The organism is Chroococcidiopsis cubana SAG 39.79 (assembly GCF_003991895.1).
In the GTDB taxonomy this organism is placed as follows: Bacteria; Cyanobacteriota; Cyanobacteriia; order Cyanobacteriales; family Chroococcidiopsidaceae; genus Chroococcidiopsis; species Chroococcidiopsis thermalis.
The window spans coordinates 181,016-207,409 of sequence record NZ_RSCK01000003.1 but is presented as its reverse complement, the minus strand read 5'-3'; the positions used below and the strand labels follow the sequence as shown (position 1 = coordinate 207,409).

At 46.5% G+C, this 26,394-nt stretch carries 29 protein-coding genes, 3 pseudogenes and 1 riboswitch; of the genes and pseudogenes, 14 read left to right on the top strand and 18 right to left on the bottom strand.

Going from position 1 to position 26,394, the window contains the following annotated elements:
* Positions 1-16 precede the first annotated feature (16 nt).
* Positions 17-1,330, bottom strand: coding sequence for an Nramp family divalent metal transporter (locus DSM107010_RS03560; protein WP_106165991.1), 1,314 nt, complete (start codon positions 1,328-1,330; stop codon positions 17-19).
* A gap of 84 nt (positions 1,331-1,414) precedes the next feature.
* Entirely contained in the window at positions 1,415-2,329 is a 915-nt protein-coding gene (locus DSM107010_RS03555) for a cation diffusion facilitator family transporter (protein WP_106165990.1), read from the bottom strand.
* Positions 2,330-2,853: 524 nt separating this feature from the next.
* Here DSM107010_RS03555 and DSM107010_RS03550 point away from each other — a divergent pair.
* Positions 2,854-3,471 (top strand): TMEM165/GDT1 family protein, encoded by a 618-nt coding sequence (locus DSM107010_RS03550; protein WP_106165989.1) that lies wholly within the window; start codon positions 2,854-2,856, stop codon positions 3,469-3,471.
* A gap of 2 nt (positions 3,472-3,473) precedes the next feature.
* Here the strand turns inward: DSM107010_RS03550 and DSM107010_RS03545 are convergent, their stop codons facing one another.
* The 6 genes from DSM107010_RS03545 to DSM107010_RS03520 form a co-directional block, all read right to left on the bottom strand.
* Positions 3,474-4,079: a hypothetical protein gene (locus DSM107010_RS03545; protein ID WP_106165988.1), complete on the bottom strand. Its 606-nt coding sequence runs from the start codon at positions 4,077-4,079 to the stop codon at positions 3,474-3,476.
* Positions 4,080-4,453: 374 nt separating this feature from the next.
* Positions 4,454-4,888 (bottom strand): QcrA and Rieske domain-containing protein, encoded by a 435-nt coding sequence (locus DSM107010_RS03540; RefSeq protein ID WP_106165987.1) that lies wholly within the window; start codon positions 4,886-4,888, stop codon positions 4,454-4,456.
* Positions 4,888-6,042: a ZIP family metal transporter gene (locus tag DSM107010_RS03535; protein WP_106165986.1), complete on the bottom strand. Its 1,155-nt coding sequence runs from the start codon at positions 6,040-6,042 to the stop codon at positions 4,888-4,890. Before DSM107010_RS03535 ends, DSM107010_RS03540 begins: the two co-directional genes overlap by 1 nt.
* Positions 6,039-7,145, bottom strand: a complete 1,107-nt coding sequence (locus tag DSM107010_RS03530; RefSeq protein WP_106165985.1) for a multicopper oxidase domain-containing protein — start codon at positions 7,143-7,145, stop codon at positions 6,039-6,041. The genes DSM107010_RS03535 and DSM107010_RS03530 overlap by 4 nt, the downstream gene beginning before the upstream one ends.
* Positions 7,142-7,390, bottom strand: coding sequence for a hypothetical protein (locus DSM107010_RS03525; protein WP_106165984.1), 249 nt, complete (start codon positions 7,388-7,390; stop codon positions 7,142-7,144). The genes DSM107010_RS03530 and DSM107010_RS03525 overlap by 4 nt, the downstream gene beginning before the upstream one ends.
* 62 nt (positions 7,391-7,452) lie before the next feature.
* Positions 7,453-7,782, bottom strand: coding sequence for a YnfA family protein (locus DSM107010_RS03520; protein ID WP_106165983.1), 330 nt, complete (start codon positions 7,780-7,782; stop codon positions 7,453-7,455).
* Positions 7,783-7,843: 61 nt separating this feature from the next.
* Positions 7,844-7,992: riboswitch (cobalamin riboswitch) on the top strand.
* A 21-nt stretch (positions 7,993-8,013) separates the two neighbouring features.
* On the opposite strand from DSM107010_RS03520, the gene DSM107010_RS03515 reads away from it, so the two are divergent.
* Both DSM107010_RS03515 and DSM107010_RS03510 read left to right on the top strand, forming a co-directional pair.
* On the top strand, positions 8,014-8,205 hold the full coding sequence (locus DSM107010_RS03515; protein ID WP_106165982.1) for a hypothetical protein: 192 nt from the start codon (positions 8,014-8,016) through the stop codon (positions 8,203-8,205).
* Between the two features lie 55 nt (positions 8,206-8,260).
* Positions 8,261-9,442 (top strand): hypothetical protein, encoded by a 1,182-nt coding sequence (locus DSM107010_RS03510; protein ID WP_106165981.1) that lies wholly within the window; start codon positions 8,261-8,263, stop codon positions 9,440-9,442.
* Here the strand turns inward: DSM107010_RS03510 and DSM107010_RS42000 are convergent.
* The 3 genes from DSM107010_RS42000 to DSM107010_RS03500 form a co-directional block, all read right to left on the bottom strand.
* Positions 9,386-9,763 carry a cation diffusion facilitator family transporter gene (locus DSM107010_RS42000; RefSeq protein WP_258183789.1) on the bottom strand — a complete coding sequence of 126 codons (378 nt, stop codon included), beginning with the start codon at positions 9,761-9,763 and terminating at the stop codon, positions 9,386-9,388. The two genes, DSM107010_RS03510 and DSM107010_RS42000, sit on opposite strands and share 57 nt — an antisense overlap.
* A complete protein-coding gene (locus DSM107010_RS41995) occupies positions 9,751-10,227 on the bottom strand; it encodes a cation efflux transmembrane domain-containing protein (protein ID WP_258183788.1) in 477 nt (158 codons plus the stop codon). Before DSM107010_RS41995 ends, DSM107010_RS42000 begins: the two co-directional genes overlap by 13 nt.
* A gap of 75 nt (positions 10,228-10,302) precedes the next feature.
* Positions 10,303-10,683, bottom strand: coding sequence for an ArsR/SmtB family transcription factor (locus DSM107010_RS03500; protein ID WP_199755380.1), 381 nt, complete (start codon positions 10,681-10,683; stop codon positions 10,303-10,305).
* Between the two features lie 219 nt (positions 10,684-10,902).
* Between DSM107010_RS03500 and DSM107010_RS03495 the strand changes: the two genes are divergently transcribed.
* The 5 genes and pseudogenes from DSM107010_RS03495 to DSM107010_RS03475 all read left to right on the top strand — a co-directional run.
* Positions 10,903-13,557, top strand: coding sequence for a heavy metal translocating P-type ATPase (locus DSM107010_RS03495; RefSeq protein ID WP_106165980.1), 2,655 nt, complete (start codon positions 10,903-10,905; stop codon positions 13,555-13,557).
* A complete protein-coding gene (locus DSM107010_RS03490) occupies positions 13,554-14,480 on the top strand; it encodes a vitamin K epoxide reductase family protein (protein ID WP_106165979.1) in 927 nt (308 codons plus the stop codon). The genes DSM107010_RS03495 and DSM107010_RS03490 overlap by 4 nt, the downstream gene beginning before the upstream one ends.
* A 121-nt stretch (positions 14,481-14,601) precedes the next feature.
* Complete coding sequence (locus DSM107010_RS03485) at positions 14,602-15,240, top strand: peroxiredoxin (protein WP_106165978.1); 639 nt, start codon at positions 14,602-14,604, stop codon at positions 15,238-15,240.
* A gap of 145 nt (positions 15,241-15,385) precedes the next feature.
* A complete protein-coding gene (locus tag DSM107010_RS03480; protein ID WP_106165977.1) occupies positions 15,386-16,108 on the top strand; it encodes an MBL fold metallo-hydrolase in 723 nt (240 codons plus the stop codon).
* 58 nt (positions 16,109-16,166) lie between these two features.
* A pseudogene (locus DSM107010_RS03475) lies at positions 16,167-16,625 on the top strand (PLP-dependent cysteine synthase family protein); the annotation flags it as partial.
* 155 nt (positions 16,626-16,780) lie between these two features.
* On the opposite strand, the gene DSM107010_RS03470 reads toward DSM107010_RS03475, so the two are convergent.
* Together DSM107010_RS03470 and DSM107010_RS03465 are read right to left on the bottom strand one after the other, a co-directional pair.
* Positions 16,781-17,767: an ISKra4 family transposase gene (locus DSM107010_RS03470; protein WP_127022381.1), complete on the bottom strand. Its 987-nt coding sequence runs from the start codon at positions 17,765-17,767 to the stop codon at positions 16,781-16,783.
* Positions 17,722-18,027 carry a hypothetical protein gene (locus DSM107010_RS03465; protein WP_106165975.1) on the bottom strand — a complete coding sequence of 102 codons (306 nt, stop codon included), beginning with the start codon at positions 18,025-18,027 and terminating at the stop codon, positions 17,722-17,724. Before DSM107010_RS03465 ends, DSM107010_RS03470 begins: the two co-directional genes overlap by 46 nt.
* A 70-nt stretch (positions 18,028-18,097) precedes the next feature.
* Between DSM107010_RS03465 and DSM107010_RS42830 the strand changes: the two are divergent.
* Positions 18,098-18,607, top strand: a pseudogene (locus DSM107010_RS42830) (pyridoxal-phosphate dependent enzyme); the annotation flags it as partial.
* 97 nt (positions 18,608-18,704) lie between these two features.
* On the opposite strand, the gene DSM107010_RS03455 reads toward DSM107010_RS42830, so the two are convergent.
* The 3 genes and pseudogenes from DSM107010_RS03455 to DSM107010_RS40890 all read right to left on the bottom strand — a co-directional run bounded on the left by DSM107010_RS03455 (position 18,705) and on the right by DSM107010_RS40890 (position 19,955).
* Positions 18,705-19,280, bottom strand: a complete 576-nt coding sequence (locus DSM107010_RS03455) for a DUF411 domain-containing protein (protein ID WP_106165974.1) — start codon at positions 19,278-19,280, stop codon at positions 18,705-18,707.
* Between the two features lie 35 nt (positions 19,281-19,315).
* Positions 19,316-19,558: pseudogene (locus DSM107010_RS03450) on the bottom strand (glycoside hydrolase); the annotation flags it as partial.
* 202 nt (positions 19,559-19,760) lie between these two features.
* A complete protein-coding gene (locus tag DSM107010_RS40890) occupies positions 19,761-19,955 on the bottom strand; it encodes a hypothetical protein (RefSeq protein ID WP_106165973.1) in 195 nt (64 codons plus the stop codon).
* On the opposite strand from DSM107010_RS40890, the gene DSM107010_RS03445 reads away from it, so the two are divergent.
* Together DSM107010_RS03445 and DSM107010_RS03440 are read left to right on the top strand one after the other, a co-directional pair.
* A complete protein-coding gene (locus DSM107010_RS03445) occupies positions 19,954-20,745 on the top strand; it encodes a DUF305 domain-containing protein (RefSeq protein ID WP_106165972.1) in 792 nt (263 codons plus the stop codon). The two genes, DSM107010_RS40890 and DSM107010_RS03445, sit on opposite strands and share 2 nt — an antisense overlap.
* A 275-nt stretch (positions 20,746-21,020) precedes the next feature.
* Complete coding sequence (locus DSM107010_RS03440) at positions 21,021-21,629, top strand: GerMN domain-containing protein (RefSeq protein ID WP_106165971.1); 609 nt, start codon at positions 21,021-21,023, stop codon at positions 21,627-21,629.
* 238 nt (positions 21,630-21,867) lie between these two features.
* On the opposite strand, the gene DSM107010_RS03435 is transcribed toward DSM107010_RS03440, so the two are convergent.
* Together DSM107010_RS03435 and DSM107010_RS03430 are read right to left on the bottom strand one after the other, a co-directional pair.
* The gene (locus tag DSM107010_RS03435; protein WP_106165970.1) at positions 21,868-22,395 is read right to left on the bottom strand and encodes a hypothetical protein; all 528 of its coding nucleotides are present in this window, start codon (positions 22,393-22,395) and stop codon (positions 21,868-21,870) included.
* A 95-nt stretch (positions 22,396-22,490) separates the two neighbouring features.
* Positions 22,491-22,922: an ArsR/SmtB family transcription factor gene (locus DSM107010_RS03430; protein ID WP_106165969.1), complete on the bottom strand. Its 432-nt coding sequence runs from the start codon at positions 22,920-22,922 to the stop codon at positions 22,491-22,493.
* Positions 22,923-23,002: 80 nt separating this feature from the next.
* Here DSM107010_RS03430 and DSM107010_RS41980 point away from each other — a divergent pair, with 80 nt between their 5' ends.
* The 3 genes from DSM107010_RS41980 to DSM107010_RS03420 form a co-directional block, all read left to right on the top strand.
* Positions 23,003-23,125 (top strand): hypothetical protein, encoded by a 123-nt coding sequence (locus DSM107010_RS41980; protein ID WP_277871302.1) that lies wholly within the window; start codon positions 23,003-23,005, stop codon positions 23,123-23,125.
* 94 nt (positions 23,126-23,219) lie between these two features.
* Positions 23,220-24,167: a vitamin K epoxide reductase family protein gene (locus DSM107010_RS03425; protein WP_106165968.1), complete on the top strand. Its 948-nt coding sequence runs from the start codon at positions 23,220-23,222 to the stop codon at positions 24,165-24,167.
* A 1,065-nt stretch (positions 24,168-25,232) separates the two neighbouring features.
* Positions 25,233-26,394: iron uptake porin (locus tag DSM107010_RS03420; protein WP_241994108.1), on the top strand; the 1,162-nt coding region annotated here is incomplete at its 3' end.

Sequence of the window (26,394 nt, the reverse complement as noted above, 5' to 3'; positions counted from 1 at the left end):
ATACAAAGTTTTTGTCCTACAGCTTTAGCCAGCCGAGAAAGGTTTGCAGCAGCAGCCAAACGTTCAAGCTGACAATAACCGTAGCGACTGACCAAGCTAGAGCTTTGAGCCATAAAGGATTCACAAATTCTCCCATGCGGCGGCGATCGCTGGTGAACATGACTAGTGGAATCACCGCAAACGATAGCTGTAAACTCAAAATCACTTGACTGAAAACGAGTAAGTTCCCCGTGCTGCGTTCGCCAAAAAAGATAATTGCAATTAAGGCTGGAACGATCGCAATCAGCCTGGTAGCTAAACGACGTAACCAAGGTGGTAGACGCAATTGCAAAAAGCCTTCCATCACGATCTGTCCGGCTAAAGTTGCAGTTAGCGTGGAACTTTGCCCAGAAGCAAGTAAGGCAAGACCAAAAATTGCACTGGCGGCACTGACTCCTAGCAAAGGAGATAGTAATTTATAAGCATCTTGAATTTCTGCCACATCTCGATAGCCAGAAAAATGAAACGTTGCCGCAGAAACAATCAAAATCGCTGAATTGATAAATAATGCCAGTGACAAAGCTACGGTTGAATCAACTGTGCCGAACTTAATCGCTTCCCATCGCTTCTCGACCGTTGGCTGCCAGTCGCGAGTTTGCACGATCGAGGAGTGCAAATATAAGTTATGCGGCATTACTGTTGCTCCCAGAATCCCCATAGCGATGTAGAGCATCTCTGGATTCTGTAAAATTTCCGGCTTGGGTGCGTAGCCTAGTAATATTCCTCCCACATCGGGGCGAGAAAAGAGAATTTCTAAGCCAAAGCAAATTCCTACTGTCGCTACTAGCATAATTACCAAAGCTTCTACATAGCGGAAGCCTTTCCCTTGCAGGAATAACAGCATCAGCACGTCCAGCGCCGTGATGCAGACTCCCCAAACTAAGGGTAGTCCAAATAAGAGTTGTAAGGCGATCGCGCTCCCCAGCAGTTCGGCTAAATCGCAAGCGGCGATCGCGATTTCGCACAACACCCACAAACAAAAGTTAACTTTTGGATGGAAATAATCCCGACAAGCCTGCGCTAAGTCTCGTCCGGTAGCAATACCCAAACGCACGCATAAGGATTGCAGTAAGATAGCCATCAGGTTTGACAGCAGAATTACGCTCAATAGCGTGTAGCCAAACTTGGACCCGCCAGCAATATCCGTAGCCCAGTTACCGGGGTCCATGTAGCCAACAGAGACGAGATATCCTGGTCCCGCATAGGCAAGCATCTTGCGCCAAAAGCCACTGCCATGAGGAATTTTGATACTGCGGTGAACTTCAGGCAAGCTGGGGCGGTTTTCTGGCATGGTAGTTCGTTGAACTTATATTTCTTTTCATATTCTTCTCATAATCTCAGCAGATCCGCCAGTAGCATCAATCTTTTGGCAGAATTATTGGGGGCTAATTGTCCGGTCTAAGTTCTGGTCGGACCACGATATTGGGTCTTCCAATGGCTCCAGATGAGTCAAGACATGGGTTTGGGGCAGCGATCGCAGAATTGCCAGTTCTATCTCTTCACAGAGCGCATGACCCTGCTGGACAGACCAATTTCCAGGGACGAGGACGTGAAAGGAGACAAATCGACGTACTCCCGCGACTCGCGTTCTGAACGCATGGAATTGGATGCCCTGCTTTTCATAGCTAGCAAAGATATCTGTAACGATGCGCTGCTCCGCCGCAGGCATCGAAGCATCTAATAGCCCCGATCCTGTTTCGCTTAGTAGTTTTACGCCTGTCCAGATGATATTAGCAGCAACCAAAAAGGCAATTACTGGATCGAGTACTAACCAACCGGTTAGCGGCACAAAGATCAAACCTAGTACCACACCTACTGAAGTCCAGTCATCTGTAAGCAGGTGATGGGCATCAGCTCGCAGAGTAATCGAGCGCAAGCGTCTGCCCGCACGTAATAGCACCAGGGCAAGTCCGCCATTCACTGCCGTCGCTACTAGCGATAATCCCAGTCCAATCCCAATTTGTGCTAGGGGTTGTGGGTGAAGCAGGCGCTCCCATGCAGCTACAGCAATACTCACAGCAGCGACCAAAATCAAAGCACCTTCCACTCCACTGGAAAAGTATTCTGCTTTAGAATGTCCGAAGGCGTGTTCTTCATCAGGGGGTTTGGCGGCATAGGTCAGCGCCCAGGTTGCAACTAAAGCGGCGACTAAATTCACTCCAGATTCAGCTACATCTGAAAGCAGTCCTACAGAGCCAGTGAGAAAGTACGCACCTGCTTTGAGAGCAATAGTTAGCACAGCGGCTCCAATTGAGAGAAAGGCATAAAAACGGGCAGAGGAGTTTCTCATAGGAGCTGGTTTGAAAACAGAGTCGAGTAGGAAGAATTAAAGCGAATACTCGCAAGTTTATAATTAGTTGAATCCCAGTTATTCACCTATAAGTAGGAAATATTAGTGAGATTGAGTAGTTTGAGAGCTGAGAATAGAAATTATAAAGATGAAATAAAAATGAGATCGGGATGAGAAAAATATGAGAAAAAGTCGAAAAACATTGCGAGTCATATCTAGTATTTTCAGTAAAATCTCTATTGTTTGTAACTTATTTGTTGTAATATAAAAGATGTTTGAAGGGGAGTAGCTGCTGGCAGTTGAATTGCCAGTTACCTGAATCAACATACTGGCGCATATAGCCTGGTTCAGGAAATTAGTTTTTGATGCCTAGTTTAGTTAGGATTACTAACTAAATTAAAAATGCAAAAATTTGAAAGCGAGACCTTCACCTAGTTCACCTCGATTGTGAGCTTGGTGAAGTGTCTGCACGCTCATCAAGCTCACTCAGAGAAATCGCAACACATTCTGAGGAGTTTGAGAAAGTGCTAACTGCTTTTACTGCTGGCTTGTTACTGATTACAATCTCTGAATTGGGCGATAAGACCTTTTTTATCGCTGTCGTGATGTCTATGCGCCACTCCCGCCGTTTGGTGCTTACAGGCGTAGTAGCAGCACTTGCCGCCATGACAGTTCTATCGGTGATGTTAGGTACTGCGATCGCTTTCTTGCCCAAAGCATACATCCACTATGCTGAAATTGCTTTGTTTGTTTGCTTTGGAGTCAAGTTGCTGGTCGATGGGTGGAAAATGCCCACTACAGCCCAAAGTTCAGTTGTCGATGAGGCAAAGACAGCCGTAGAGCAGAGCGAACTGAACCTGAAACATCACAAAAGCAATTGGGCAGTCATCTTCGAGAGTTTCATTCTGACGTTTCTAGCCGAGTGGGGCGATCGCACCCAGATTGCTACAATTGCACTTTCTGCATCCAACAATGCTTTAGGCGTAACAGTAGGAGCGATCTTCGGACACGCCATCTGCGCCCTAATTGCTGTTGTCGGCGGCAAAATAATTGCTGGGCGGATTTCAGAACGGACAATTACTGCTGTTGGGGGAGTACTGTTCTTACTTTTTGCTGCTGTTGCTTGGTGGGAGGGAGTTTAACCCTAAAGGGAGACCTGTTGTAATATAAAGCCCAAGACAAAACCCAAATAAGATACACCTGTTACCAGAGTAACCGCTTTGCTCCTGCCAAATAATTCTGTAAACATCGCCATCATCACAACTGAGTTGATGCCAGTTGCTAGTCCGAGGGCAACGGGAAGATAAATTGGTAAATTTTGAATGCTTGCCCAAACTATTCCAGCTATTGCTACAGCCGAAGGCATGATATGAGCAGCTAGTAATGCTTTTACCAAGTAATTTTTGTGGCGAGTGGAAAATCTTCTTTGCCTTAGATTAGCAAGATTCCAGTAGTTAATTAAAACGGCTAAAGCCCAAACCCAGAGTCTAGCGCCAACAACAGCAAAATGAAATCCCAGCAGTCCGTAAAGTACGAGAGTTAATAAACCAAGGCTCCAAACTCGAGCGGGAGAAAATAAGCAGTCGGTTAGCTCAAGCTTTGAGATAGTCCGCTCGCTAACTGGTAAGTGTTTCGCCGTTGAAATAGATAAATTTTTTTGGCTGTATTCCCAGTAAATTAGCTGGGCGAGGATTATCTGTGCGATTGCAGCTAATCCCCCAATCAATGTTGTTATTTGTGGCGGAGGCATTGACGATAAACCTGGCAATAGTAATAAATTTACATTAGCTTTTTGGAAAGCGAACTGCCTCTAAATCGGGATAAACTTACAGCCAATCCAGAAAAGTTTTTAACAGAAGCCAAACATTTAAGCTAGCGATAATAGTAGCAACTGACTAAGCTATAGCCTTGAGCTATATAGGATTCACAGACTCTCTCACCAAGCGGCAATCGCTCATAAATATAGCAATAGAATGACTGCAAACTAAAACTGTAAACTGAAAACGACTTGACTGAAACCTAGTAAGTGAACTGTACTTATGCCACAATCAGGAGTAGAAAAACGTCAATCGATCCAGTGGCTGAACGGCATGCAATTAGTTTCACAAATGTAGCAAGCTACTTCTAACCCAGCTTCACTAAAATACTTTGGTCTTCAGCTTTGGCTGGGTAACCGATCAAATTCCTAGCAGCCGGACCTCTGATCGCCTTGCCACTAGGGTCAAACTCAGATCCATGACAGGGACAAACAAACTTACTATTATCCTTCTGCCATTCCACCTTGCAACCAGCATGTGGACAAGTAGGATTGAGAGCCACCAACACTCCTGGTTGCGAAGGGTGACGAATCGCTATGACCGCAGTAGAATCCACTTGCACTTGAATTATACCGGGAAATTGCTCTAAATCAGCCACAGTGCCAATTGCTTGAAAGCCGTCAGGTCGGAGTCTAGATTCAAGGCGCTTAAATTGACTCGTGCAAGCAGAGATCGCCACGGGTAACGTGCTGGCTAGCCAACCCAAACCCATCCAGGTAAGAAAACTTCGGCGCTTCATCATTAGAAATTGACGAATAATGCTGTTGCGTACATAACCGCCAGTCCCAAACTGAATCCGGCGAAGCTAACTCTAGAAAGCCACGTTCCGCCCGTTTTGCGTGCTGTCCGTGCCAAGTACGAGCCAACTTCCACCATAACTTGCACGATGGCTCCCGCCCCAATTCCCAGAAACAGTGCTGCCCCAAGGGGAGAGAAGGCAAAGGCTCCCATCCACGTTCCTAAAACTGCGGGTAAACCGGCTAAGGCAGTTAATCCCAGAAAAGTCGTCAATTTGGGTCGCAACTCGACCAATGGCGCGGCAATCCCAATGCCTTCAGTGATGTTATGTAAGGTAAACCCGACAACTAGCAACGAGCCAAGTGCTGCTTCACCGATGGCAAAGGCAGCACCAATCGCCAGCCCTTCCCCCAAATTATGCAGACCAATGCTAAAAGCTAAGTAAGTAGCCAAGGCAGTTCCTTCCGGTGCTTTGCCACCGCGTCTGCCTACAGTGAAAATGGCTAGGAAAGAAGCAGCTGTAACCAACCAAACTAAGGCGCTACCTGAAAAGGCGCTAGCTGCTTTACTGGCTAATTCTAGTCCTGACTCGATTGTGTCCACTAACAGAAAAGCTAGCATCCCGATCGTCAAAGCCAATAAGAACTTAATCCCTTGCCCACCCAAAGCTTTCAGGGATGGATAAAATAGCATTCCTAGTCCCACAGGCACGATGCCTATATACAAACCTAGTAGGGCATATGCCAAAACACGGGTGAGAGAAAATTGTGGTGTTGGCACAGCTACCGCAATTTCGTGTTCAAAGCTCAGTCCCGTATTGGTAATAAATTTGATGTGATGGGTTTCGTCTTGAACCCAAGGATAAGGCAAGTTAATCCAAGCTGTTGCCAGCCTAGACAGCGTTCCTGGCGGGTTTTGGCTGAACTCCCAGTAAGCCCCATCTACCTGAATCTGGGCAATCTGCATCGGTTCGGAACCGCCAGCCCTTACCAATAGGGAGATGCCTTGCTTGTCCAACACCGTCCGTTCCACAGTCAAATTTTCGATCGGAGGGGCTGAAACTCCCAAGAGACCGAGGGGATTGATTGTCAGAAAGATTCCAATCAAAGCTGCCAGTAGTACCAGCGGCAAAATTACCCACAACCATGCTCTTTTCATACCACTACCTCAAAAGCGCTCATCCAACCCAGTTCCAAGAATTCTGACTGGTGGGCGTGGAACATATAAGTCCCAGGCTCAAAATCTTGGAACGAGAACTCCAAAATCCCTCGTTGTGCTTGCACCATCATCACGGTATCGATGGTACGTTGGGTTGGTGTTAAGGTTGTACCGTGGTCGTAGAAGTCGAAAAAGTTGGCGTGTAGATGGAAAGAGTTGAGCGGATCGAATTCAATCACATTCACTAAGTAAACCCGCACCGGGCGATCGCGTTCGATGCGGATGGGTCGTTTCATGAATTCGTGGGGAATGGTATTGATGGCGTAGAATTCGTTTTCCTCATCAAAGTTAGTGTCGAAGGCGTTCATCACCATCAGAAATTCTTGCCATTTGGCATTTTCCGAGCTACCTAGAAGTCGGGAGGAAGCAACTTTTTCAGCTTCTGGATGGCGTTTTGGATCGGGATCGATAATGAAAGCGCCGTAGAGTCCTTTATGCAAATGCCGCTTGAACGGCACTGAGTGACAGTGGTACAGGTGACAACCAAAGGGTTTAGCGTCAAACTCGTAGACAACTTCTTGTCCAGCCTTGGCTTCGAGTGTACCAGGAACTCCATCCATTCGGGCAGAGTGGATGCCGTGAAAATGGATGGTATGGGGGTGAGTGCCGCGATTGGAGAAGCAAATCCGCACGCGATCGCCTTCCGTTACCCGCACAGTTGGTCCTGGAACGCGCCCGTTATAAGTCCAAGCTGGATAGAAAACCTTGGGAGCAATTTCAATTAACCGTTCTTCGACAAAAATTTCATATTCCCGCAGCGTCCGACCGTCGGGCAGTTTTGAAACTTTACCCCTATCCCAGTCTGTTAACATTTCACGGGGATTAAAGCCGTTGCGGGCATCATCGACATCACCCACAGTCAGACTACCGCCGTGTTTGGAAACTGAATGCTCTACAGCCGTGTCCCTATGAGCGGCATAGGCAGGAGACTCAACTTTCTGTGCTTCGGCAGAGGCAGTTGTTGGCAAGAGCTTGCTAAAAAAAGTTCCGGCACCAAGAAATCCCGCTTCTAAGAGCGATCGCCGAGTCAGATGAGGTTTCATGCTTGAAACCCTCCTGTTTTGCTTAAGGTTTCAGGGAAATATCGCCCGCTTGTCGTGAAGGCGCAGTCAAATTCAGCTATCCCAGCTATGTCCGTGTCCCAGTTGCCGAGGTTCGGATCTTCTACAGAAACGAGATACCCTGGTCTTGCATAGGCAAACAGCTTGCGCCAAAAACTACTACTATGAAGAATTTTGATACTGCAGTGAATTTTAGGCAGACTGAAGCAATTTTTTGACGTAGCCATTCATTTAACCAACGATTATTTTCATATTCTTCTCATATTCTCCGCTCTTTTTGCCAAAAATATCAGCCTTTAGGCGCATACATCATCACCAGTACGCCCAAAAGCGCCAGCCATGCACCGAAGTAGTCGAACTTATCTGGAGCAGTTCCGTCCACCTGCCATCCCCAAAACAGCGAGAGAACTACGAAAACACCACCATATGCGGCATAGACGCGACCAAAGCTAGCTGGCTGTAGCGTGGGAATGACACCATAAACAGCCAGCAGCAATGCCCCAACTATGGCAAACCAGAGACTTCTGCCTTCCCGTAACCACAACCAAATCAAATATCCGCCGCCAATTTCGCACAATCTAGCTAAAACAAAGTAAATTACAGATTTAATAATTTCCATGAAGAATTAACAAATGTAAAACTGTTGCTAATAGGTTAGTGCAACTGCACAAACTGCGATAAAGTCTGAGTTATAAGTCGGTTCTAGTGGGAAGCAGCCACTAGAGGTAACGGGGAAAGTTTGGTGCAAGTCCAACGCTGTCCCGCAACTGTGAAGGAGTATCTCACTCATACTCCCAGCCAGGATGCCCGCCGAGACTTTTCATACCCCAACTCATCTGCGAGGTACACGATGACGGCTGGTTCAATTGCTTCTATTCGGTCTCAAGCAGCACGCTTCACTCTATCAGTCCCCGTGCAGGCGACGCTCTACATCTCGCTCTGCGCTCTGTCGCTTTGGACGATTTACTTCACTACATATCCAGCAGCTCACGACAAAGTGCATTCTCTGCGTCATCATACTTGGCTCGTGAGTTGTCACTAGGAAAGCTAAGGAAGGGATTTAGCTTTCCCGATTGTGTAAAAGTTCAAGAGCAAACATGTTAAAATTTCATTCGTCTGCGCTCATCAGCACTATTTGTCTGATGGGAATGGTTTTTAGCGATCTCGCGGGATTATCTCAGACCGTACAACCAGTCGTGCGGCTGACGACTAAGCCCACTGTCAGCAAGATTTTACCTTTTGAAGCCGAGGCAGCAAATCGGCAGTTGCCCGTACAGTTGATTTTAGAAGTAGTAGATGAGTCGGATAAACCAATAGAAAATGCCAGGATGCATCTACAACTTCTCGCTCCACCGCCAAATCCTTGGTTGACAACAGATTTTCCCATAGTAGAAGGAACAAAACTTCTGGAGATAGAGGCTGTTGCTCCTAAGGGGAAATTGAATCTTCAGCAAATGCTGCCGATTCGAGGGACGTACCAACTGCGAGTCGCTGTCACCCCAAACGCTACTAATACTTTTATTCCCATTCAGAAAACTCTGACTTTATCTGTGTCTGAAAACTGGGTGAAGTATCGTAACTTTGGATTTCTTGTTGCCATCTTGTTTGCAGTTGGATTAGTGGGTGGTTGGACGATCGGCGGGCAACAATCCATCCCAGCTGGTGAGATAGCACCACAGCGAGTCCGGCTGCTGTTAAGTGGGGCAGTCGCGATCGCGATCGCTGCCTTGTTAACCGTCAACATTAGTGCCGAACTCGCTGAATCTGGAGTGTCGATGTCCCATAAAGGCGAACCACAAGCGGGATCTAGTGCGATCGTGCAGTCTCAGGGTCTTGAGCTGCGATTATTAGGGGATACCAATGCAATAGTTGGTAAGATTGCTAACTTGCAAGCTGAGGCGATCGATACCCAAACCCATCAGCCAGCAGCGGACGTGATTTTGAATGTTAAAACCACCCAGCTCGAGCGTGAATGGGTAGCCTTTGCCTATCAAGGTATTCCAGATACCACCGGAAAACTGACTTGGCAGCAGCAGTTTTTTGATGGCGCACCCCATAAAGTTGAAGTGGAAGTTGCTCCCCAACCCAATGCAATTCGCAAATTTCATCCTTTTCGGGTGAAAAGAGAAATCGAAGTTGAGGGAGTAGCGCCGCCTTTATCAGTACGATTAACTACACTCGCTTTGTTCGCTGGCATTATTGCCATTGGTCTAGTCATAGGACTAGGACAAAAGCACAGGTGGGGACTCAGGAGGATGGATACCGATCGAAGGCTTTAGCTCTCTTAAGATAGCTTCAATCTCAGCTACATCAATGCAGGGGGGAGCGTATTCCATCAGAATCTCTAAGCTGTCTTTAACGAGGGGGACAGCACCGAGACTGAGCAAGCAAGCAACGAGTAAACTTGCAGATACATCTGCCCAGAGCCAGTTCAAGTAGTAAATGGCTAAAGCGGCTAGCATCACGCCGACAGAACTAGCAGCATCAGCAACTACGTGCAGGAACGCTCCCCGCAGGTTTAAGTTATGGTGACTGTCATCCTGTAGCAACCAAGCGTTGAAGCCGTTAATCACCAAGCTCAATCCTACTACGATCCGCATCGGTATGCCAAAGGAGTTTGGAAGCGACTAATAGCTTGCCAGGCAATCCAGGCAGCGATTGCCATCAGTCCCAATCCATTGAGCAGCGCCACCAAAATTTCTAAGCGCTGATAGACAGCAGGACGTTGTGCCAGCCAAGCGGCTAGCAGTGTCAATCCCAAAGCGAGCAGATCTGAGAATAAATGCCCTGCACTGGCTACAAGTGAGAGGCTGTGACTCCAAAGTCCTACTCCCAGTTCTACCAGGAAAAGACCAATCCTCAATCCCAAAACAATCCAGAGGAGCTTTATCTTTTGTGTACCTTGCCCAGCCTTTACGTAGCTCGAATGGGAAAGTTGGCAGTCATTCAGCTTAACTGGGAGATCGAGATCGGAAAGTGCCTTCATGCTCAAATACCATTCAAAATCTCCTTTATTCCCTGCCACTGTTTTTGGAAGACAAAAAGTCGTCCACAGGTTGGACACCAAGCAATCCTGTCCTCGTGCGCTAGACTTAGCAGCTGGCACGTTTTGGCACGATCAATTTGACTAGTAGCAACCTCAATGGTTATTGCATTTGCCATTTTTAGCCTCTTTTGGCAGATCGTAGTGAGTGCATTCGTAGACACCCTTCGCCACGTCCGCTAGCAGTTCATCTGCCAAGTCTAGAAACTTGGCTACTCGTGCATCAGCCAGTTGATAGTATACGTAACGTCCTCGCTGAGAGCGGATAACCAGATCGCAACAGCGCAGACACCCAAGATGGTTAGAAACATTAGATTGGTTTAGTCCCGTAGCTTCAACAATATCGTTGACAGTTAACGGACCGACACGCAACGCGTTGAGGATGGATAGACGCGAGGAGTCGGAAAAGCCGCGAAAGAGCTTGGCTTTCAAGTCAACTTTATTAGCTACTTTATTAGCTTGAGCAATCATTGGCATTAGTAAAGTTCTAAAATATCAGCTTATCAGCCACTAATAATATTTTGCTGATTTTATCCAAGTAACTCTCTCTAACGATAGACTAACATATCAGTAAGTGATAATATGCTGATAATTACGTCTACAAGCCGATCTGCTTTGGCTTACCTAGCTTGGAATAAGTAATTGAACGGTCGGGAAAGCTTTCCATAATTAAAATCTTCTAGCGAATCACCCAAAATGACATCCACTCCCTCTATCAAAATCCTACAAGCGCAGATTGGCGGTATGGATTGTGGCGGCTGTGCCAAAACCATTGAAGCGAGTTTGCAGCAGCTGCCTGGAGTGACTGAGGTATCTGTGAGTTTTGCGACAGGGCGCTTAAATGTGTCTTTTGACCCTAAGCTCATGAATGAATCTGCCATTCGCGATCGCGTTACCGCTTTGGGCTACACCATTGATATAGCTCCATCTAAAACTAAAAGCCTACAAGCGCAAATTGGTGGCATGGATTGTGGTAGTTGTGCTAAGACGATTGCAGCTAGCTTGCAGCAGTTGCCTGGAGTTGCCGAAGCATCTGTGAGCTTTGCCACTGAGCGTTTACACGTTGCCTATGACCCTAAGCTTGTGAGTGAGGCGGAGATTCGAGATCGCGTCATGGCTTTAGGCTATACCATTGAGCAGGCTCCGGCGCAGTCCTCTACTCAAAAACTTCAAGCCAAGGTGAGTGGAATGGATTGCGGCAGCTGTGCCAAGACTATTGAAGCTAGTCTCCAGAAACTGCCAGGGATTTCTGAAGTTTCAGTCAGTTTTGCAACCGAACGGCTAGAAGTATCGTATGACCCGATTCAGGTCAGTGAATCGGCAATTCTCGATCGAGTTACTGCTTTGGGTTATACCGTCGAGGACGTGACGAGCGCGAATGTAGAAAATACTGGCACTGGCTCTGATGCTATGCCACCTCACCAGCCGACAGCCGCTCGGCGATCGCCAAAATCCGACTTGACAGGTTGGCAGTTCTGGCTGAGGACGCGAAGGGGACAGACCGTCCTTTTCAGTAGCATTGGCTTGGTGCTGGGAGCGATCGTTGAACGGGTATTCTCACTAGATTGGGTCGCCCAAGGCTTCTATGCCATCAGCTTAATTGTTGCCCTGTTGCCGATCGCACGAGCTGCCTGGATCTCTCTGAAACTGCGTCGAGCCGACATGAACTTGCTGATGACGCTTGCCGCAATTGGAGCTGCAATCCTGAACTATTGGTTCCAAGGCGCACTAGTCATCGTCTTGTTTACCTTGGGGACAACGTTACAGACCTTCACCCTCAGTCGCACTCGCAATGCCATTCGCGATTTGATGGATTTAACTCCACCTACTGCTACAGTCAAGCGGAACGGACAGGAACTGTCGCTTCCTGTCGAAACAATTGGGGTAGGCGAAATCCTGACTATTCGACCAGGACAACGCATTGCGTTAGATGGTGTCGTGATGTCTGGAATGAGTGCAGTCGATCAGTCACCAATCACAGGGGAAGCGATTCCAGAAGATAAACAGAAGGGCGATCGCGTCTTCGCAGGCACGCTGAACTCTACTGGCTTTTTGGAAGTTCGAGTAACCCACTCCGTAAAAGACACAACAGTCTCCCGCATCATTCATCTCGTGGAATCAGCTCAAGAGAGCCGCGCTCCGATTCAGCAGTGGGTTGACCGTTTTTCTAACATTTACACGCCAATTGTCCTGACTCTTGCGGCAGGAATGGCATTTATTCCTCCATTGTTCTTTGCTCAACCGTTCAATGTGTGGTTCTACAAAGCATTAGTATTAATCGTCATTGCTTGCCCTTGCGCTTTGGTAATTGCTACCCCCGTTTCTCTCGTGAGTGCAATTGGGGCGGCAACCCGAAAAGGGGTGTTATTCAAAGGCGGCAATGCACTGGAGACAGCCGGACGATTGACAACCCTTGCCTTTGATAAAACTGGCACGATTACTCAAGGAATGCCTGTTGTACAAGAGGTTTATACCTTAGGGGAAATAAGTGCAGATACCGTGCTACTTATTGCCGCCTCTTTAGAACAACGATCGGAGCATCCGTTGGCAAAGGCGATCGTGGCACAAGCAAAAGCCAAGGAAATGGAACTGGAGGAGCCAGAATCCTTTACCGCTGTCCCTGGTAAAGGAGTTTGGGCAAAGTTTAGACAGTTTATTTACTTTGTCGGCAATCGTCGATTGTTTACTGAGCAAGAAATTTCACTATCAGCAGCAGCTCAATCCTTATTGACCGAGATGGAATCACAGGGACAAACTCCCGTGTTAGTCGGGACTCGTCAAGGCTTAATCGGCGCGATCGCTCTAGCAGATGGTTTGCGCCTGGAATCTACAGAAGCGGTTCGAGCGTTGAAACGAATTGGGTTGAAACACCTGGTAATGCTGACAGGCGATCGCTCTCCCGTAGCTAGACAGATTGCTCGACAGGTTGGCATTGATGAACATCAAGCTGAACTTCTACCCGAAGATAAACTCCAGGCAATCTACAAGCTTCGCCGCTCTGGAGTAGTAGGTATGGTTGGAGATGGCATCAACGATACTCCCGCTCTGGCAGCCGCCGATGTTAGTTTTGCAGTAGGTAATATCGACGTTACTCTTGAAACGGCTGATGTTGTACTTACAAGTGGAGACCTGCGACGGTTGGCTTATGCGATTAAACTCAGCCAACGCACCCTGTCAGTCATCAAGCAAAGTATTGTCCTAGCGCTTGTCTTGAATGGCACGTTTATCCTCTTGGGAACTCTAGGGATAATTGGTTTGCCAGTAGCAGTGCTAGAAGATATGGGATCTTCCCTGTTCGTAACGTTCAATGCCATGCGTTTGTTTAATACACGAATTAGCGAAGTTTCATGATAACTCGTAAACAATCTCTTCCCTGGATTCATCGTTGGTCGCGCCCTCTCATAGCAGGAATTGCCACAATCGGGGCAGCAGTCACCGCGTATCTTACGATTACCAAACTCACTGGAGATCCTACTGCTTGCCCAACCGGAGGATGTGATGTGGTTCTCTCCAGTCCCTATGCGACTATGTTTGGGTTGCCCCTCGCGCTGTTTGGTTTCCTTGCTTATGCCAGCATGGTCGTTTTTGCGATCGCCCCTCTGCTAGTTAACCCCTCTGAACAAAAGGCACTCCGCACTAATTTAGAACGCTGGACTGGGCTACTGCTGTTCATGGGGGCAACCGCCATGACAATCTTCAGTGGCTATTTGATGTACTTGATTGCATTTGTAATCAAAGCAGTCTGTATTTACTGTGTTGGGTCAGCATTGCTGTCAACTAGCCTGTTCATCCTGTCCATTATTGGGCGGGATTGGGAAGAAGTTGGGCAACTGTTTTTTACTGGGACGATTGTTAGCATGATTACACTGGTTGGCACACTCGGCGTTTACGCTAACGTGAGCAATCCGCGTGTCGCTGCCCAACCGGGTGGTTATACGATCGCCTCATCCTCTGGTGCAGCCGAAATTGCTTTGGCGCAGCATCTCAAGCAAACGGGAGCCAAGATGTACGGGGCGTTCACCTGTCCCCACTGTCAGAACCAAAAGCACCTCTTTGGTGCAGAAGCCGCCAAGCAGTTGAACTACGTGGAATGCCATCCCCAGGGACAAAACGCGCAGCCCCAGACGTGCCAAGTGGCAGGAATTGAGGGTTTTCCTACCTGGGAAATCAACGGACAAAAATATACCGGAGAAAAGACGCTGCCAGAACTAGCAGATTTGTCGAATTATCAGGGAGCGCGTAATTTCCGAAACGCTCCCCAATCAGGGCATTAGACAGTTAACACAGATGTCTAGCGAGGGGATCTCGAAACTTTAGAAATACCGTTCTGCAACTTTGAAGAAATCTATCAACCCGATAGGTTAGTTTGTTTTTCTGTTAAATCGGAGGTTTACTATGTCTCTACAATTAGGCGATACAGTGCCAAACTTTACTCAAGCGTCGAGTACTGGCGAGATCGATTTCTATGAGTGGGCAGGTGATAGTTGGGTTGTGCTATTTTCTCATCCTGCCGACTTCACACCTGTTTGCACGACTGAGCTAGGTGCTGTTGCCAAACTTAAACCTGAATTCGATCGACGCAATGCTAAAGTGTTGGCACTGAGCGTTGATGATGTCGAATCCCACAAAGGATGGATTGGAGACATTGAAGAAACGCAATCTACCCAGCTCAACTATCCCATCCTGGCAGATCCAGAGCGTAAGGTTTCTGACCTTTATGGCATGATCCATCCTAATGCCAACAATACCTTAACTGTTCGTTCCGTCTTTATCATTGACCCTCAAAAGCAGCTGCGATTAACACTTACCTATCCTGCTAGCACGGGTCGTAACTTTGACGAAATCTTGCGGGCAATTGATTCCTTACAGTTGACTGACAACTACCAAGTTGCTACTCCAGCCGACTGGAAAGAGGGAGATGACTGCGTTATCGTTCCTTCAATTAAAGATCCCCAAGAGTTAAAGCAAAAGTTTCCCAAGGGCTATAAAAAGGTCAAGCCCTATCTGCGGATGACTCCTCAACCGAATAAGTAACCTGTCTCATCTATAAGATGCTGGTGTAGCTGATAAAAAACAGATCTTTGGGCGAGAGAAAGCAGTTGTACTTAGCTTCCTGCTATCTCCGCCCCAGTAGAACTTTTTTGAAGTCACAGCATTAGACGTTCCAAGAGGGCTAGATATGTTTTTTCGGCAGTTGTTCGATCTTGAATCCAAAACATATACCTACTTGATTGCTGACCCCAAAACACAAGAAGCTGTGCTGGTCGATCCAGTTTTGGAACAAGTAGAGCGCGATTGCAATCTGCTTCAGGAGCTTGGCTTTAAGCTGTGTTATTGTTTAGAAACCCATATCCACGCCGACCATATCACTGGAACTGCCAAACTACGGGAGTTGACGGGGAGCTTGGGAATATTGCCAGAAAAGGCACAGGCAGTGTGTGCCGATCGGTTGATTCGAGATGGAGAAATGCTGCTGCTTGGAAGTATTTCTATCCAAGCGATCGCCACCCCTGGTCACACTGGTAGTCACATGGCTTACCGAGTCAATAACGACCGCGTGCTGACAGGAGATGCTCTGTTTATCCGAGGCTGTGGTCGTACTGATTTTCAAGGCGGTGACGCAGCAGTTCTATTCGATTCAGTGACACAGCGGCTATTTACGCTGCCAGATGAAACCCTGGTATACCCTGCTCATGATTACCGAGGATTTACAGTGTCTACAATTGGGGAAGAAAAGCGGTGGAATCCTCGGTTTGCCGGACGAGATCGCGCTAGCTTTATTGAACTAATGACCAACTTAGAGCTACCAAAGCCGCAAAAGATGATGGAAGCGATTCCTGCTAACGAGCATTGCGGTAACTTAGCTTTCCCTCAAATGCTAGCTTCTCGTACTCAACATTAAAGAAGCTGAAAACTTAACAATTTATCATTCTTTTGACAACTAACAATCAATTAAAGCCATGCGGATTGCCAAAAACATTACAGAATTAGTCGGTAGTACTCCTCTGGTGCAGTTGAATAATATTCCCCAAGCCGAAGGGTGTGTGGCGCAAATTGTAGTGAAACTGGAGAGCATGAACCCTTCTGCCTCCGTCAAAGATCGGATTGGTGTCAGCATGATTACTGCGGCAGAGCAAGAGGGATTAATTACTCCAGAAAAGACGACTTTAGTCGAACCAACTTCAGGAAATACTGGAATTGCCTTAGCAATGGCGGCGGCTGCCAAAGGGTATCGGCTAATTCTGACGATGCCAGATACAATGAGCAATGAACGACGATCCATGTTGCGAGCCTATGGAGCCGCTCTCGAACTTACGCCAGGATTTGAAGGCATGAGCGGTGCAATCCATCGAGCGCAGGCAATAGTTGACACAACTCCCAATGCCTATATGCTGCAACAGTTTCGGAACCCAGCTAACGGGTGCGACCTCTATTTGATATGGTTAAAGAGCAACTGGAAAACCATATTGATTGAGTTTATGCCAAAATTGATTCCAGCGCGTGGGGGTTAACCCTCTTCTGTCAAACTGGGTTGAAACCTTGATTTTTCGTTGGCTGAAACCACGTAATTTCGTCAAATTTTCCTAGAGTGACAGAAGAGGGTTAAGACCAAAGTCCGCAAGCTCAGAATCGCTGCTGCTCCCTTTTGCTTCCAACGCATTCCCGAACAACATAAGCGTTGCTTAATCACGGTTTTGCAGGCAGCTTCAGTCACTCCAGAGCCAATGGGATAATGTCTGTCAAGGCATTGAGCATAGTTCATCTGATGCTGATGATTACGGAAATAGGTCACTGCTGCTGCCAGATTATCCTGAATCGTCTGGGAATGTTTTGAGCTTTGAGATAGCTCAAGCATCTGTTCATAGAGTTGAGTGGCGGCACCTGGGTCATGTTTGAGATCATGACAACTATCCTGGAGCCATTGACGCTGCGAAGCTAGTTGATTGGGATAAAGGGCGATGGCAGCGGCTCCTAAATAGCCGGATGCATGATAGAAGTCGAGAATTTGTTCACTGGTATGCTGTTTGAGAAACCGCCAGTTTGACTCTGCAGCATCAGCAATCCCAACGTAGGTGGCTTGAGGGTATCGGGTCTTGGTTCTGGTAATTTCTCGTTCTAGGCGCTCTAGAAAACTGGCTTTCCCATACTCTGGAGTGGCGCTGATGTAAATCGTATGCTGCCGTTCTGCATGAGCGTCATAGAGGGCAATTGTACCCACCATTGCTTCGCGCCATCCCTCTTCACACAGCAACATACAGGTTCCGTCTAAGCCAATGGCTACACTCGTAATCTCTACATCTAGTTTGGGTGGCGCATAGCTCCAACTTTCTTCTTTAGCTTGAATAATGCTGGCAACAGCTTCGCCCAGGCGCTGGATGTAGGAAACTGCGACTGGACGGCGATGATTTTCTCCTAGATCCCGTTGAACCTCTCGTGCTGAACCAGAGGCTAGTTTCGAGGACACCTGTTTGGCAAACTTCGGCGTTGAGGTGATGATGATTCTTCCGTCTCGTTCTAGAGGACAATAGGTCGTTCCACCAAAGAGAGCGTTGATACACATGCCTCGGAACTACCACTTCTCCATAAGGGCGAAGAATAGGCTTTGGGCTGTTCTCCTTTGGTTCGCATGATTTCTCCGCCAATCTCTAGGGGAGAGCCATCGGTATCCAAATATTTCAGGGCTGCAACAGTTGCAATACATCCTGCTGCGTTTAAGCTTTGCTGGATGTTCTCCTCACTCGTCAACATCGAACGACCGATCTCGATGCTCACTTCTAGCTTGACGGTTGACCCCTCAATACTAATTAATTTCGCGCTCATGCTCTGCCCTCTAGACTCCCTTAGAGAACATAAACACGATTTAACAATTAAATCAAGTAGAGGTCACACCCCAGCTAACGTGCAGATTCACAGAGAGACAACAGCAGAGGAAATCTGGTCAGATACAGATGGGCAAGTAGATATGGTGGTGGCTGGAATCGGCACTGGTGGCACAATTACCGGCGTGGCAGAGGTAATTAAAGCACGCAAACCAAGTTTTCAAGCGATCGCGGTTGAACCTGCTAGTAGCCCAGTTTTATCGGGAGGATAACCAGGAGCGCACAAAATTCAGGGCATTGGTGCTGGATTTATTCCCCAAGTCCTTCGAGTGGACTTGCTCGATGAAGTCATAAGCGTGACTGATGAGGAAGCGATTGCTTACAGTCGGCGGTTGGCAGAAGAAGAAGGTCTACTCTCTGGCATCTCCTCCGGTGCGGCGTTGTGTGCAGCAATCCGCATCGCTCAGCGCTCGGAGAACAAAGGAAAATTGATTGTCACGATGCAGCCTAGCTTTGGAGAACGCTACTTGAGTACGCCATTGTTTCAAGATTTAGAGCCACGAGTACCTGCTGTTGTGTAACTAATTGTTCGTGTCAATCGCAGACAATCTTCTATCTCTGCCAAAAGGCTTAAGCGAAGTTACATTCTCACAAAAGCTTTTTTGGCAGAAATCCGCTTCAAGAAGATGGATACTTGTTAAAGACTTTAGCTGTGCCTTTTTTATCGAAGGAGAACACGGTGAATGGATCTCTGCGATCCCCTACTTCCATACCAGGAGTGCCTACAGGCATTTCGGGAACGGATATACCAGTAACATTTGGCTTTTCTTGCAGCAGGCGCTTAACATCATTAACTGGTACGTGTCCTTCGATGACATAACCGTTGACGACTGCCGTATGGCAAGATGCAAGGCGATCGGGAACGCCATACTTTTGTTTGACTGCTTCTGTGTCGGATGCGAGTATGACTTTTGTTTGAAAACCTTGTTTTTTCATATAGTCAATCCATCCACCACAACAGCCGCAGGATGGACTGCGGTAGACAACAATCTCTGGCGTTGCAGATGGTTTTGTCTGTTTTTTACTGACGTTTCGATCGACACTCACCGATCGCCCTAGAGGAGTACCCAGCAAAGAATTGTCTCCCAAGTTCTGCGCTACTGCTGGATAAGTCACCATCGCGACTCCAATGGCAGCACCGATCGCAATCGGGCGCAACCATTTTTGTATTCTCAGAGATTGTTTGTATTTCATTTAAAATCTCACAAATAACAGTTAGTTTTTGACGTTGCTATTGACTTGCTGGCAGATATCGTCCGCATTAATGCCCGAACATAAGGATCGCCTCCCGACATAGCTAGTTGTGGTAAGTAGCCAAAAGGATTTTTTTCAGAAGAAGATTGCTGTTCTCTGCGTCCGTTCCAAATGAGAATCGGTAACGCTAGCACCCCTAAAATAATCAATCTCAACCACCATCTCGACTTTTTAGGTTGTCTGAAGTTGTTTGGCTTGTGACTGAAAGATTTTTGCATTTTCTTAGGGCTAAACAATCAAGAATCGTTCTGGTTTCATAACAGAATAATTTACATTTAGTCGCCTCTATTCTTCATGCGATCGCGTCAATCCCAGTCATCATAACAGAAATTTCTGGCAAATTGCCTTATATCATCTCATCACTTGAACGCGGATCGAGCTGGGGAATCTTCCGAATGAGCAGTAACCCCACGATGGACATCAACCATTTGGAGTGTACGCGATCGCAACTACACCAAACAGAGTTAAATACCTTTTGCTCACAATTTTCTCAACTTTTTTGTCTAACATTAAGATAAAACTACTATTTTTCCACTGGCTCCACGAAACCTTTCTGAGATCCATTAATTGCTGGGAAGGCTTTTTTTCCCTTGTATGGAAATGAGGTGTAACCATGAACAAAAAACTAACTCTCTACAGTTTTGCAGGTTTGCTCGCGGGTAGCGTCGCTATGTTGATGCTCGCTGCTACCCAAGCACTCCCGCAAGCCTCAATTCCGAACATTATTACAGGTATAACCAAGACCGATCGCACGCCGTCAAGAAGTATCTCTCAAGCTACCCCTCTAGGCAACACCACCCCAGTTCCTTCCAGACTGAGAATGATGGGTCAGTCCGACCAACACTTTATCATCATGATGATTCCGCATCATGAAGGGGCTGTGGCAATGGCAGATCTGGCTTTGAGTCGAGCAAAGCAGCCCGAACTGAAAAAACTAGCCGCAACAATTAAAACCACACAGAACAAAGAAATTCAACAAATGCAAACTTGGTACAAGCAGTGGTATGGTACTGATGTTCCTGTTTGGAGACAAGGTATGGGCTGGGGTTGGCATCACCGGAATCGCCAGCAGCAAGGCAATACTCAACCTGACTGGAATTCTGGCATGGGTATGCACCAAGGCTGGAATGACCGAGGTTGGGGATCTGGCGGCGGTTGTTGCATGATGGGTGGTGGATGCATGGGTACAAATATGTATGCCCTGCAAAATGCATCTGACTTCGATCGAGAGTTTATTCAACAAATGATTCCCCATCACCAGATGGGTGTGATGATGGCTCAAATGGTACTGACCCATAGCCAACGCCCTGAAATTCGTCAGATAGCTGAAGCAATTGTCAAAAGTCAAACGGCTGAAATCGACCAAATGCAACAATGGTATCAAAAGAGGTATCAAACATCATGAGCTGATACTTTAGTAAATTCCCGAACGCTAAATAAGTTTGGTAGCGATCGCAAAACTTTCTTTGCCCCAGATTAGCAAGTTTCCAGTAGGTTAGCTGACTTCTGTGTGGGAGGTACGAATATTACAATTGAATATAAATTCACAAAATAACAAGTTATAGCGTTCCTCCATCTAGAAGCATCTTCCAGTCTTCAAAAAATAGCTGGTTGTCAACTGTAGTTAATCAAAGTTTTCCTTCTTACACAAATATCCCAGCCCCAAGGAGGGGGTTCAGTATGTCAAAACAACCAGCTCGTAGTGGTTCTAGTGGTTTAATCGCGGCGATTGCAGCAGTAGTAGTGGTAGCAGGAGGGGGTACTGCTTGGTGGATTTGGCATTCTACTAAATCTCCAACATCACCAATTACCCCCAACACAGTGCAACAGTCGCCGTCGCCATCTGTACAGCCGAAGGTTGAGCAAACGGCACAAGTTTTTTGGCTAAAGGACACTGGTAGCAACCAAGAGTTGGTTTCCGAAGCGATTGCAGCTACTGCCGATCGCCAGCCCAGTACAATGTTAAAAGCGGCTTTCAACAGTTTGTTAGCGGGACCTCAGAAGGGAGAGGTAACTACTACCATTCCAGCCAGAACAAAGCTTCGGAACGTGAAAGTTGAGCCAGATGGCGTTCGCGTCAATTTGTCCGAAGAATTCACTACTGGCGGTGGTAGTGCTGCTATGATTGGGCGCGTGGCACAAGTTATTTATACTGCCACGAGTTTAGATCCAAAAGCAAAGGTCTGGATTGAAGTAGAAGGCAAACCGTTGGAAGTTTTGGGCGGTGAAGGTTTAGAACTAGAGCAACCGCTCACCAGACGAAGCTTTGAGGAAAACTTTACGCTATAAACACTAGTCTATAAACACTAGTTATAATGACACGCAAGGTTAGTTCGAGATTCTAGTATCCAAATGCTTTTAGACAGGGAATTAAATCCAGCTAACTTCATGCGTCAGTACAAGGTACGATATGCAGGGTAGGCTTAAAAAATTAGTGCTTTATATGACGGCGTACTGTTATTCCCAAGGTTCTCCATTCTGAAAGTGCTGTAATCGTAATTGCAAAAATCGTCCACTCTTGGGGACTTTAGTTTGGCTGACTTTTTTTCGCTTGCGTAGTTGCACTATCTGTGGTGTTCTCCAATGATGTTTTAGTGCTGGGTATTGGTGTAGTACTCGCTGCAACAGTGACATCATACTTTAACTGAAACGGCTGGAAACTACCTTGAGTTTTTGGCGTGCAGCTTAACTCCAGTTGATAAAGCCCAGTCTTGGGAAAGACGATATCCGCTCCAGGAATACCCTGATACTTTTCAGCATTAATAGCTTTGACGGTAGGCTGTAGCACGGGGGAGTCACCTCCTTTGCGAGGTTGCGAGTAAACAGCCATTTGACAATTAGCCTGCTCTAATGGCAGGATTTGCCCTCCCTTGCGGGTCAGTACAATCCAAGCTCTAGCAGGTTCTCCAGCTTTGGGAGCGTGATTAGGCTCAACGTGCCAAGTACCAGCCACGTCCCCAGATATCTTAATGTTGTGGGCAGAAGCTGGGCTAATAAGTGAGGCGAAAAGCAGAGTCCAACCAAGTGTTCGCTCTAGATGTAATCGACGTGGCATAGGATTTTTTTGTCATTACTTGCATGAAGCAACTGCCTCTGTCAAAAGACGAGCTGTCAAACTTCACTACACCAAAGTTGTTGGGCTATCTTGAGTCAGGGTGGCGACCCAAAGAGCGTTCTTTCATTTGATTCGTCCAAGTGTTCTGCCGCACAGCGATACAGGTTGATAATATGGTTATCAGCCAAACCGTAATAAACGTTGCGACCTTCTCGACGGTAGCTGACTAAACGCATGGCTTTCAATAATCGCAGTTGATGAGAAACAGCCGATTGGCTCATTTTCGTCAACGCCGCTAAGTCACAGACGCACAACTCTTGGGAAGTAAGAGCAGATATGAGGCGCAGACGGTTTGGATCTGCTAGCACTGCAAAAAATTCTGCCATCTGCTGTGCCTTTGTTGTGGGTAAGATTTGTGTCTTTGAAGAGCTAACGCGATCGATGAGATGCACTGGATGAATTTCACAGGTCGATGCATCCGGACTAAGAGGTGGGGTATCTTCTAGCTTTTTCTTACGCTTGTTCATTAAAAGCAATGGCGATCGATCTTACTCATGTTATCTAAAATGAGAATCATTGTATATGTGAACATTTATTCAGTAATTATATGTATTGTATTAAAATGCTAGCAGTTAACTTTTGTTGGGTACGCTTGGAGTGGCTCGGACTAGTCGTGGCGGTTTTAGCAGATACGGAAATCCCTTTGCTGGTAACTGCTAATGGAATGTGATTGTTTAGAGCCAGCAGTACCAACCTAAGAGCGGTAAGCATTCTTTTGCATACAATTGTTTAGCCTCATATTCAACTTCATCCACAACAGTTTCATGAAGAAACGATCTTCTACTCCTTGGACTCATCGCTATTCGCGCCCTTTAATGGCAGGACTTGCTACTGTGGGTGCTGTAGTCACTGCCTATCTCACTGTCGTTAAATTTTCTCAAGGCTCTGCTGCCTGTCCGACTAAAGGCTGCGATATCGTACTTGCCAGCCCCTACGCTACTGTCTTTGGTTTACCACTGGCGTTATTTGGCTTTCTCGCCTACGCTAGCATGGTAATCTTCGCTGTGGCTCCTCTACTTGTAAATTCACAGTCCAATAAGGCTCTGCGCTCGCAGTTGGAGAACTGGACTGGGTTGCTATTGTTTGCTGGTGGAACAGCGATGATGGTTTTCAGCGGCTACCTGATGTATCTACTCGCTTTTGAGATTAAGGCAGTCTGTATCTATTGTGTTGGCTCGGCAATCCTATCAGCACTTCTATTTACTTTGGCGCTCTTGTGTCGGGATTGGCAAGATATCGGTCAACTGTTATTCACCGGATTTATCGTGGTAACGATCGTGCTAATCGGCACGCTAGGAGTTTATATCAACGCGAAAACTCCAGCAGTCGCCGACTCCAGCCATAGTACGGAGCAACCCTCACCAGGGGGATACCCCATTACCACTAGCTCCGGCAAAGCAGAGATCGCTCTGGCACAACACCTGAAGCAGATTGGCGCAGTCTTCTATGGCGGCTTCTGGTGTCCGCACTGCCACGACCAAAAACAACTGTTTGGTCGGGAGGCAGTTAAGGACATTCCTTATGTGGAGTGCGATCCTAAAGGCAAAAATCCTCAAACAAAGCAGTGTCAAGCTGCGGGGGTACAAGGATATCCCACCTGGGTAATTAACGGCAAAACTGTTACGGGGACTCAAAGCTTAGAAGAACTGGCACAACTTTCTGGCTACAAAGGACCGCGTAACTTTCAAAATTCTCTGCCTGCTGAAAAGTAGCCAGGAGGCGATCGCCAGAAACCTTATCCTAAGAATTACCTTGAGATTGAACGCCATTTTCCCAATCATCAGAGCAGGTATTTCGTTTTGAGCAGCACAGAGATTACACACAGTAGACAAAAGTCACGTTTACTTTGGATTATCTGGAAGCAGAAAGTAAGCCCACTCGAAAAGGCAATTGAACTTTGGAGCTACACCCTTTCACTCTTAGCAGTTTAGGAACGAGTTAAATACACCACAGGCAATGAAGTGTAACTAGAGACGATCCAGCTCCCTAAAGAACACTTAGGTAGATACTTTATCAAGTTAGTGTCTCTACTTATGAATGACATCCGTAGAGACACTAATATTTTGCTTCAGAAGAATATCATTCGTTTTTTGGTAAATAATCCACGCTCCACTAAATTGATAGTTAATTATGAAATTAGGATGAAAATAACTTAGTTTCAAACTTATGCTGGAGTTACATCAATTTATTTTAAACTGATTAGCATATAAATATGAATTCAGGATGAAAAAAATGTTGATTTAAAAGATGTTGACTCAAGTGCAAACTATAGAATAGCTCTCCGAGCTTATTTTAGCTACTTCTAGACAGTAATAGAGAAATAATTAAATTTTTATTAAATGTAGTAATATCTTGAAAATATTAAAAATATATATGTATGAAATGACAAGACTTAAGAAGTAATGCTATTAATAGGAACGATAATAGCTGAGAAACTAGATGCGTTTTCCAATGAAGCGTTCGGAAGTAAGAATAAGTAAAATTACTGTAAAAACAATACTTCCTTCTATTGTTCTATAAGCTTCCTGCGGGGGATAAGAACAAAAGCTAACGTTTATTTGGTAAACGTTCTCTACTCTGCTGAGCTGACAAGGGGAGAGGAGACATACCTCTTTTACTGCTGTGCAACGATTGTCTAAGGCAACTCAGCTAAATGAGTAAAGAATTTCTCGAATTGTCGCTCTTGAAGTTTTTGTACTAAAAAAGTGTGAGGGAAAGTGTCTAATATTTTGTGGAAATACCTACTACTAAGCTCGGCTGCTTTCGGAATATTTTTGATGTCAAGCGTAGCTGCCTCGACAGCGGCTCCAACTCCAAAAACTACTAAAGTTTCTGAACTACAAGCTGCACAGATAAAAGCTTTAAAGAGAGAGACGAATTCGATAGAGATTATCCACGATAAACCAAAGGGGACTGCATCTGGGGCAGATGTGCTTGAGGCTGGTAAGGCAGAAGCCACGATAGCTCAAGCGACTACAATCTCCTCCACGGAATATTCCAATGCCATGCAAGCAATTCCAGCTACAAGTCTCCCTGGATCTGCGTCTCCTATCTCTTCAATTCGAGCCAATCCCCACAGCAATGAAGACAAGCTCGATGATTCGTTGGCTCAAGTTACCTCAGTATCCCAACTATCCGACGTACAGCCTAATGACTGGGCATTTCAAGCATTGCAGTCATTGGTGGAACGATACGGCTGCATTGCGGGGTATCCCGACGGAACTTATCGCGGCAACCGCGCTCTGACTCGTTATGAATTTGCCGCTGGTTTGAATGCCTGTCTAGATCGAGTGAATGAATTAATTGCCACAGCTACGGCTGACAATGTAACCAAAGAAGATCTGGCAACTCTACAGCGGTTGCAAGAAGAGTTTTCTACCGAACTTGCTACGCTTCGCGGACGAGTTGATGCCTTGGAAGCTCAGACATCTGAATTAGAAGCCAATCAATTTTCCACCACGACTAAACTCAACGGGCAAGTCATCTTTGCTTTGAGTGGAGCTGTTGGGAAAGACAAAGCCGTTCCTTCTGGCGTGACAGCAGGTTCGGCTGGCAGGGTGGATGAAAATTTCACCCTTAGCAATCGGGTGCTGTTAGATTTCGAGACTAGTTTTACTGGTAAAGATACGCTGACTGTCTCGCTTTATGCCAATAACTTCCCTGATTTTAGAGACGCAACAGGTACTAACATGGGACGACTCGTGTACGAACGAGATACCGTTGGTTCTACCGAAAATGACTTGGGAGTGTTTTATCTCGCCTATGAATTTCCGATAGGCGATCGCCTGACGGTTCTTGTCGAACCTTACGGTGGTGTTTTAGGAGATTTTGTCGATCTGATCGATCCCTACTTTGGAGATGTAAAGGATGGTGCTATTTCTGCGTTTGGCTACCGCAGTCCCATCTATTCGCAAGTTGGGTTTGGTTCAGGGGCAGGTT

Coding starts and splice junctions, on each gene's coding strand:
- DSM107010_RS41980 (WP_277871302.1), top strand. CDS start 23,003: ATGTATTGTATTAAAATGCTAGCAGTTAACTTTTGTTGGGTACGCTTG.
- DSM107010_RS03455 (WP_106165974.1), bottom strand. CDS start 19,280: ATGAAATACAAACAATCTCTGAGAATACAAAAATGGTTGCGCCCGATT.
- DSM107010_RS03560 (WP_106165991.1), bottom strand. CDS start 1,330: ATGCCAGAAAACCGCCCCAGCTTGCCTGAAGTTCACCGCAGTATCAAA.
- DSM107010_RS03435 (WP_106165970.1), bottom strand. CDS start 22,395: ATGCCACGTCGATTACATCTAGAGCGAACACTTGGTTGGACTCTGCTT.
- DSM107010_RS03500 (WP_199755380.1), bottom strand. CDS start 10,683: ATGCCAATGATTGCTCAAGCTAATAAAGTAGCTAATAAAGTTGACTTG.
- DSM107010_RS40890 (WP_106165973.1), bottom strand. CDS start 19,955: ATGGTTACACCTCATTTCCATACAAGGGAAAAAAAGCCTTCCCAGCAA.
- DSM107010_RS03545 (WP_106165988.1), bottom strand. CDS start 4,079: ATGCCTCCGCCACAAATAACAACATTGATTGGGGGATTAGCTGCAATC.
- DSM107010_RS03430 (WP_106165969.1), bottom strand. CDS start 22,922: ATGAACAAGCGTAAGAAAAAGCTAGAAGATACCCCACCTCTTAGTCCG.
- DSM107010_RS03470 (WP_127022381.1), bottom strand. CDS start 17,767: ATGTGTATCAACGCTCTCTTTGGTGGAACGACCTATTGTCCTCTAGAA.
- DSM107010_RS03555 (WP_106165990.1), bottom strand. CDS start 2,329: ATGAGAAACTCCTCTGCCCGTTTTTATGCCTTTCTCTCAATTGGAGCC.
- DSM107010_RS03535 (WP_106165986.1), bottom strand. CDS start 6,042: ATGAAAAGAGCATGGTTGTGGGTAATTTTGCCGCTGGTACTACTGGCA.
- DSM107010_RS03480 (WP_106165977.1), top strand. CDS start 15,386: ATGTTTTTTCGGCAGTTGTTCGATCTTGAATCCAAAACATATACCTAC.
- DSM107010_RS42000 (WP_258183789.1), bottom strand. CDS start 9,763: ATGCGGATCGTAGTAGGATTGAGCTTGGTGATTAACGGCTTCAACGCT.
- DSM107010_RS03510 (WP_106165981.1), top strand. CDS start 8,261: ATGTTAAAATTTCATTCGTCTGCGCTCATCAGCACTATTTGTCTGATG.
- DSM107010_RS03530 (WP_106165985.1), bottom strand. CDS start 7,145: ATGAAACCTCATCTGACTCGGCGATCGCTCTTAGAAGCGGGATTTCTT.
- DSM107010_RS03515 (WP_106165982.1), top strand. CDS start 8,014: ATGACGGCTGGTTCAATTGCTTCTATTCGGTCTCAAGCAGCACGCTTC.
- DSM107010_RS03445 (WP_106165972.1), top strand. CDS start 19,954: ATGAACAAAAAACTAACTCTCTACAGTTTTGCAGGTTTGCTCGCGGGT.
- DSM107010_RS03440 (WP_106165971.1), top strand. CDS start 21,021: ATGTCAAAACAACCAGCTCGTAGTGGTTCTAGTGGTTTAATCGCGGCG.
- DSM107010_RS03490 (WP_106165979.1), top strand. CDS start 13,554: ATGATAACTCGTAAACAATCTCTTCCCTGGATTCATCGTTGGTCGCGC.
- DSM107010_RS03495 (WP_106165980.1), top strand. CDS start 10,903: ATGACATCCACTCCCTCTATCAAAATCCTACAAGCGCAGATTGGCGGT.
- DSM107010_RS03425 (WP_106165968.1), top strand. CDS start 23,220: ATGAAGAAACGATCTTCTACTCCTTGGACTCATCGCTATTCGCGCCCT.
- DSM107010_RS03540 (WP_106165987.1), bottom strand. CDS start 4,888: ATGATGAAGCGCCGAAGTTTTCTTACCTGGATGGGTTTGGGTTGGCTA.
- DSM107010_RS03485 (WP_106165978.1), top strand. CDS start 14,602: ATGTCTCTACAATTAGGCGATACAGTGCCAAACTTTACTCAAGCGTCG.
- DSM107010_RS03465 (WP_106165975.1), bottom strand. CDS start 18,027: ATGAGCGCGAAATTAATTAGTATTGAGGGGTCAACCGTCAAGCTAGAA.
- DSM107010_RS03520 (WP_106165983.1), bottom strand. CDS start 7,782: ATGGAAATTATTAAATCTGTAATTTACTTTGTTTTAGCTAGATTGTGC.
- DSM107010_RS03525 (WP_106165984.1), bottom strand. CDS start 7,390: ATGGCTACGTCAAAAAATTGCTTCAGTCTGCCTAAAATTCACTGCAGT.